Source organism: Streptomyces calidiresistens, assembly GCF_014141525.1.
GTDB lineage: Bacteria > Actinomycetota > Actinomycetes > Streptomycetales > Streptomycetaceae > Streptomyces > Streptomyces calidiresistens.
This window is the reverse complement of record NZ_VKHS01000218.1, coordinates 1-7,137: the sequence shown is the minus strand read 5'-3', so window position 1 is coordinate 7,137 and position 7,137 is coordinate 1. Positions and strand designations below refer to the sequence as shown.

Here is a 7,137-nt window from a genome sequence, read left to right as displayed (position 1 = left end):
CCACCCGGCCCCGCCGTGCGCCGTTTCCCGGCCGGGTCCCGGGGGCGCCCCCGCGCGGGTCCCGCGCCCGGATCGTGCCGGCGCGGGGGTCACCGGGGGTCCGTGATCCGGTCCCCCGGGTGACGCGGCGTTCGCCGGTAGCGGATGTGCCGGCCCCGTCCCGCATGGAGTGTCAGCCTGGGGGGGTAGGAAGAGAGACACACCCGGAAGCCGGGGCGTCCGCGCCGGTCGAGGGGGTTCCCTCCGGTCCGGACGCGCCCCGGCGTTCGCCGTCGGCGTAGCCGGTGCGGGTGGAATCGCCCGGCCCGCGGGAACAACGTCTTCCGGGATCCGGTTGTAACGGATGTCGGCTGTTCGGGCAGGAGGCCAGTGGCCGCGCTCCTCGACGGTGGGGGGTGATCCGGACGGGCGTCGGCAGTTGGAATGAGCGGTCCCGGGCCGCGGGACTAAGCTGCGGAAGGACAGAGAGGGGACCGACCCCTTACTGCCTGACCGCTCTGAGGAGCGATTAACGATGTTCGAGAGGTTCACCGACCGCGCGCGGCGGGTTGTCGTCCTGGCTCAGGAAGAAGCCCGGATGCTCAACCACAACTACATCGGCACCGAGCACATCCTCCTGGGCCTGATCCACGAGGGTGAGGGTGTCGCCGCTAAGGCCCTGGAGAGCCTCGGGATCTCGCTTGAGGCGGTCCGCCAGCAGGTCGAGGAGATCATCGGCCAGGGGCAGCAGGCCCCCTCCGGCCACATCCCCTTCACCCCCCGGGCGAAGAAGGTCCTGGAGCTGTCGCTCCGCGAGGCCCTCCAGCTCGGCCACAACTACATCGGCACCGAGCACATCCTGCTCGGCCTGATCCGCGAGGGCGAGGGCGTCGCCGCCCAGGTCCTCGTGAAGCTCGGCGCCGACCTGAACCGGGTGCGGCAGCAGGTCATCCAGCTGCTCTCCGGGTACTCCGGCGGCAAGGAGGCCGCGACCGCCGGTGCCCCCTCCGAGGGCACCCCCTCCACCTCGCTCGTGCTGGACCAGTTCGGCCGCAACCTCACGCAGGCCGCCCGCGAGTCCAAGCTCGACCCGGTCATCGGGCGCGAGAAGGAGATCGAGCGGGTCATGCAGGTGCTGTCCCGCCGCACCAAGAACAACCCGGTGCTGATCGGCGAGCCCGGCGTCGGCAAGACCGCCGTCGTCGAGGGCCTCGCGCAGGCCATCGTCAAGGGCGAGGTGCCCGAGACCCTCAAGGACAAGCACCTCTACACCCTGGACCTCGGCGCGCTGGTGGCCGGCTCCCGCTACCGCGGTGACTTCGAGGAGCGCCTGAAGAAGGTGCTCAAGGAGATCCGCACCCGCGGCGACATCATCCTGTTCATCGACGAGCTGCACACCCTGGTGGGCGCGGGCGCCGCGGAGGGCGCGATCGACGCCGCCAGCATCCTCAAGCCGATGCTGGCCCGCGGCGAGCTGCAGACCATCGGCGCGACCACCCTGGACGAGTACCGCAAGCACCTGGAGAAGGACGCCGCGCTCGAGCGCCGCTTCCAGCCGATCCAGGTCGCCGAGCCCTCGCTGCCGCACACCATCGAGATCCTCAAGGGTCTGCGGGACCGGTACGAGGCCCACCACCGGGTCTCCATCACCGACTCCGCGCTGGTGGCCGCCGCGCAGCTGGCCGACCGGTACATCTCGGACCGCTTCCTGCCGGACAAGGCGATCGACCTGATCGACGAGGCCGGTTCCCGGATGCGCATTCGCCGGATGACCGCGCCGCCGGACCTCCGCGAGTTCGACGAGAAGATCGCCAAGGTCCGTCGCGAGAAGGAGTCCGCGATCGACTCGCAGGACTTCGAGAAGGCCGCCTCGCTGCGCGACGACGAGAAGCAGCTGCTCCAGGCGAAGAACAAGCGGGAGAAGGAGTGGAAGGCCGGCGACATGGACGTCGTCGCCGAGGTGGACGAGGAGCTGATCGCCGAGGTCCTCGCCGCTTCCACCGGCATCCCGGTCTTCAAGCTGACCGAGGAGGAGTCCTCCCGGCTGCTGCGCATGGAGGACGAGCTGCACAAGCGGGTCATCGGCCAGGAGGACGCCATCAAGGCGCTCTCCCAGGCGATCCGGCGCACCCGTGCCGGGCTGAAGGACCCCAAGCGTCCCGGTGGGTCGTTCATCTTCGCCGGCCCCTCGGGCGTCGGCAAGACCGAGCTGTCCAAGACGCTGGCGGAGTTCCTCTTCGGCGACGAGGACGCGCTGATCTCGCTCGACATGTCCGAGTTCGGTGAGAAGCACACCGTCTCCCGGCTGTTCGGCTCCCCGCCCGGCTACGTCGGGTACGAGGAGGGCGGTCAGCTGACCGAGAAGGTGCGCCGCAAGCCGTTCTCCGTGGTCCTCTTCGACGAGGTCGAGAAGGCCCACCCGGACATCTTCAACTCGCTGCTGCAGATCCTGGAGGACGGTCGCCTGACCGACTCCCAGGGCCGGGTCGTCGACTTCAAGAACACGGTCATCATCATGACCACGAACCTCGGCACCCGGGACATCTCCAAGGGCTTCAACATGGGCTTCGCCGTCGCCGGTGACGTGACCACCGGGTACGAGCGGATGAAGGCCAAGGTCAACGAGGAGCTGAAGCAGCACTTCCGGCCGGAGTTCCTGAACCGTGTCGACGACACGGTGGTCTTCCACCAGCTCACCCGCGAGGACATCATCCGGATCGTCGATCTGATGATCGCCCAGGTGGACGAGCGGCTGCGGGACCGGGACATGGGTCTGGAGCTGGACACGGAGGCCAAGAACCTGCTGGCCGAGCGGGGCTACGACCCGGTGCTCGGTGCCCGGCCCCTGCGCCGGACCATCCAGCGGGAGATCGAGGACGTCCTGTCCGAGCGGATCCTCTTCGGCGAGCTGCGCCCCGGCCACATCGTGGTCGTCGGCACCGAGGGCGAGGGCAAGGACGCGAAGTTCACCTTCCGCGGCAAGGAGAAGCCGGCCCTGCCGGACGCCCCGCCGGTCGGCGCGGGTGCCCGGGCGAACCTCTCCAAGGGCCCCAACCTGGCCAAGGAGGCCTGAGCCGGACCGGGGGCGTCCCCCCGGCACCGCGTGAACGGCGGCCCCCGCACACCCCCGGGTGTGCGGGGGCCGCCGCGTTTCCCGGTCGGGCCCGCGTCCCTCGCGAGGACGGTGTACGCCACCCGTGCGTCCCCGGGCAGGGGAGCCGGCCGTATCGCCGGGGCGGGAGACGACAGGGCCTTCCCGTTCGTATCGGTTACGGTGGAGAACACGTCGAGTCCCTTGACGTGACGGTGCGCGGGTCCGTGACCGCCATACCGATTCCCGTCCACTCGCGAGCGGGGACCGAGGACGGGGAAACCGTGACATCGAGTTCGATGTTCGCCGGTGGGCTGCGCGCCGACGGTCTGCCCGCGGCCCTGTCGGACCCGGCCCGGCTGGCCGCCGTGGAGGCGACCGGTCTGTTGGACACCGGCCCGGAGGACGCCTTCGAGGACCTGGCCCGGGTCGCGGCCACGAGCACCGGCTGCGGACGCGCCTTCATCACCCTGGTCGACGAGCACCGCTCGTTCTGGAAGTCGTGCGTCGGGGTGGACGTCCGGAAGATCTCCGAGCGGGGGAGCCCGGTGGAGGAGAGTTTCTGCTACTTCCTCGTGGGGCTGGGCGGACAGCCCTTCGTGGTGGAGAACGCCGCCGAGGACCCCCGTACCGCCGGACACCCGTCGGTGCGGCCGATGAGGATCGGCGCCTGGGCGGGGTACCCCGTCAGGGGACCGGGCGGGGAAGTGCTGGGAAGCATGTGCGTGATCGACGAGAACCCCCGGGTCTGGCGGCCCGCCGAACTGACCGCACTGGCCGCCATGGCCCGCTCCGTCGGCAACGAGATCAACCTGCGGTCGGCCCTCGCCACCACCCGGGAGGCCCTCGTGCGCGCCCGGGGAGCCCTGGAGACCTCCAATACGCTGGCCCGCAGCCTCCAGGACAGCCTGCTGCCCCCGGTGGTGCAGAAGGTGCCCGGTCTGGAGACGGCCGCCTCCTACCTGCCCGCCGCCGGTGGCACCGCCGTGGTGGGCGACTTCTACGACCTCTTCCACGTCAGGGGCCCCTGGTGGAGCACGGTGATGGGCGACGTGTGCGGCAAGGGCGTGGAGGCCGCCAAGGTCACCGCCCTGGCCCGCTACACCCTGCGGGCCGAGGCCGGTCGATCCCTCTCGCCCGCCACGGTCCTGGACCACCTGAACTCGGCGCTTCTCGACCAACGCCGGGGCGAGCGGTTCCTGACCGCCGTCCACGTCACCTTCCGCACCACCCCGAAGGGGGTCACGGGCCGGTTGTGCACGGCCGGGCACCCCCCGGCCCTGGTCCGCCGGGCCGACGGCCGGGTCCGGGAGGTCGGACGGCACGGCAGCCTGCTGGGCGTCCTGCCCGAGGTGCACCTCACCGACGTCCGGTTCCGGCTGGCTCCCGGGGACACGCTGCTGCTCTACACCGATGGCGCCACCGAGGCCCGGGCCCGCCGCACCGGTGACGCCGGTCCCCCGTCGCTGTTCGGCGAGGCCGCCCTGGCCGCCGCCCTGGCCGACTGCGAGGGGCTGGACGCGGAGGGCATCGTCCGCCGGCTCGGCGAGGTCATCGCCGAGTACAGCGGCGGCTGGGCCGGGGACGACACCGCCCTGCTGGCCGTGCGGGTCCCTCCCGGCCCGCCTTCCGACGGCGGGGAGGCGGACCCGGCGGGCGGGTCCTGAGGTCCTCCCGGGTCCTCCCGGATCAGTTCCCGGTCTCCCCGGTGTCCTTCCCGCCGGTGCGGGCGGCCTCGCGCCCGCACTGCTCCGCCGCCCGCACCACCAGTTCCTCCGCGACCCGCAGCACCGCCAGCCGCCGTTCCTCGGAGCCGACCTCCTCGTCGAGGTGCTGGGCGATGGCGAACACGCCGGCGTGCATCGTGTAGAGCGCGGCGACGGCGCGCACCCGCTCCTCCAGGGGTGCCCCGGGCGGGCTGATCAGCCGGGCGATGACCAGGGAGCGCTCCTTGAAGCGCTCGTGCAGACTCAGGTCCCGGATGACCGCCGCGTTCTCCTGCATGAAGCGGAACAGGTCGGAGGCGTCCTCCAGGGCGAGGCTGTAGCGGCGCAGGATCTCCCGGGCGGTCTCCACCGTCCGCGGCTGCTCCCGCCCCCAGGCGATCAGCTCGTCGATCGGGCCGGTGAAGTCGTCGTGGATCGCGACGAGGATGTCCTCCTTGGTCTTGAAGTGGTAGTAGAGCGCGGCCTTGGTGACCCCGATCTCCTCGGCGATCTCGCGCAGTGAGGTCTTCTCGTACCCGTGGGCGGCGAACAATCGCAGGGCCACGTCCCGGATGCGCTGCCGGGTGTCGCCCCGGCGCACCCGCGTGCTCCCCGTATCCGTCATGTCCGGCCACTCCCCATCACTTACTTGACGCCCGGCTAGTTTCGGGCGTATCTTCCCCAGTGTACTGAACTAGCCGGTCGGCAAGTAAGTAGGGTGGGCCGGCATCTCCGGGGAGAGCATGAACCAGACCACCGCATCCGAGACCACCCCGTCCGGCAAACGGCCGCGCGGGGTGCGCGTCGTGCTGTTCGCGCTGATGATCGGCGTGTTGCTCGCGATGCTCGACAACATGATCATCGCCACGGCGATGCCGACCATCGTGGGCGAGCTGGGCGGTCTCGCCCACCTCTCCTGGGTCGTCACGGCCTACACCCTGGCCACCGCGGCCTCCACCCCCATCTGGGGCAAGCTCGGCGACCTCTACGGCCGCAAGGGCATCCACCTGACCTCCATCGGCATCTTCCTGGTCGGCTCCGCCGCCTCCGGCCTCGCCCAGACCATGGGCCAACTCATCGGCTTCCGCGCCCTCCAGGGCCTGGGCGCCGGCGGGCTGCTGGTCGGCACCATGGCGATCATCGGCGAGCTGATACCCCCGCGCGAGCGCGGCCGCTACCAGGGCCTGTTCGCGAGCGTCATGGCCGTCGCCATGATCGGCGGTCCCCTCCTCGGCGGCGCCCTCACCGACCACCTCGGCTGGCGCTGGGCCTTCTACATCAACATCCCCCTCGGCGCCGTCGCGCTCATCATGATCGGCCTCGTGCTGCACCTGCCCCGGCGCCGCTCCGAGGCCCGCATCGACTGGCCCGGCGCCGCCCTGCTGGTCACCGGCATCACCTCGCTGGTCCTCCTCACCACCTGGGGCGGCGGCGAGTACGCCTGGACCTCCCCGATGATCATCGGCCTCGGCGTGCTCGGCGTCACGGCGATGATCGTGTTCGTCCTCGTGGAGCGCCGGGTCGCCGAACCGCTGCTGCCGCTGTGGCTCTTCCACAACGTCAACTTCTCCCTGGTCACCGTCATCGGCTTCCTGCTCGGCTTCGTGATGTTCGGCTCGATGGTCTTCCTCCCGCTGTACCAGCAGACGGTCCAGGGGGCCTCGGCCACCAACTCGGGTCTGCTCCTGCTGCCGATGCTGCTGTCGATGATGGTGGTCTCCCTGCTGGTGGGCCGCACCATCACCCGCACCGGGCGCTACCGGGCCTTTCCCATCATCGGCGCCGGTCTCGTCACCACCGGCCTCTTCCTGCTCTCCACCATGGGCACCGACACCACCACGCCGACCTCGGGCGTCTTCATGGCCGTCCTCGGCGCCGGCATGGGCTTCCTGATGCAGTTGACCCTGCTGCTCGCCCAGAACAGCGTGGACATCCCCCACATGGGCGTGGCCTCCTCCACCGCGACGCTCTCCCGCACCCTCGGCGGTTCCTTCGGCGTCGCGATCCTCGGTGCCTTCTTCACCGCCCGGGTCACCGACGGGCTCGGCGGCGGCGCCTCGATCGAGGTCTCCGAGACCGGCGCGCAACTCGACGCCGCATCCCTGGAGGCCCTTCCCGAGGCCGCCCGCGCCGCCTACGAGCAGGCGGTGGCCGACGGAACCAACATCGTCTTCCTCGTGGCGGCCCTGCTGTCGATCATCGCCTTCGCGCTCTCCTGGTTCGTCCGCGAGGTGCCGCTGCGCGGCGGCTCGGAGCCCGCGGCCAGGGGGCCGGTGCCGGACGCCGCCCCCGACACCCCCGTCGTCCCGGACCCCGCCGCGGTCGGCGGTCCCACGCCGGCGCCCCTCCCGACCCCCATCC

At 71.1% G+C, this 7,137-nt stretch carries 4 protein-coding genes; 3 read left to right on the top strand and 1 reads right to left on the bottom strand.

The genetic code is table 11. From position 1 onward, the window contains the following. Positions 1-514: 514 nt before the first annotated feature. Complete coding sequence (locus FOE67_RS11465; RefSeq protein ID WP_182663237.1) at positions 515-3,052, top strand: ATP-dependent Clp protease ATP-binding subunit; 2,538 nt, start codon at positions 515-517, stop codon at positions 3,050-3,052. 302 nt (positions 3,053-3,354) lie between these two features. Further along, positions 3,355-4,737 carry a GAF domain-containing SpoIIE family protein phosphatase gene (locus FOE67_RS11460; protein WP_323384741.1) on the top strand — a complete coding sequence of 461 codons (1,383 nt, stop codon included), beginning with the start codon at positions 3,355-3,357 and terminating at the stop codon, positions 4,735-4,737. 22 nt (positions 4,738-4,759) lie between these two features. Here FOE67_RS11460 and FOE67_RS11455 read toward each other — a convergent pair whose 3' ends face one another. Next, a complete protein-coding gene (locus FOE67_RS11455; protein ID WP_182663235.1) occupies positions 4,760-5,401 on the bottom strand; it encodes a TetR/AcrR family transcriptional regulator in 642 nt (213 codons plus the stop codon). A 118-nt stretch (positions 5,402-5,519) separates the two neighbouring features. Between FOE67_RS11455 and FOE67_RS11450 the strand changes: the two genes are divergently transcribed. Further along, on the top strand, positions 5,520-7,137 hold a 1,618-nt coding region (locus FOE67_RS11450; RefSeq protein WP_182663233.1), incomplete at its 3' end, for an MDR family MFS transporter.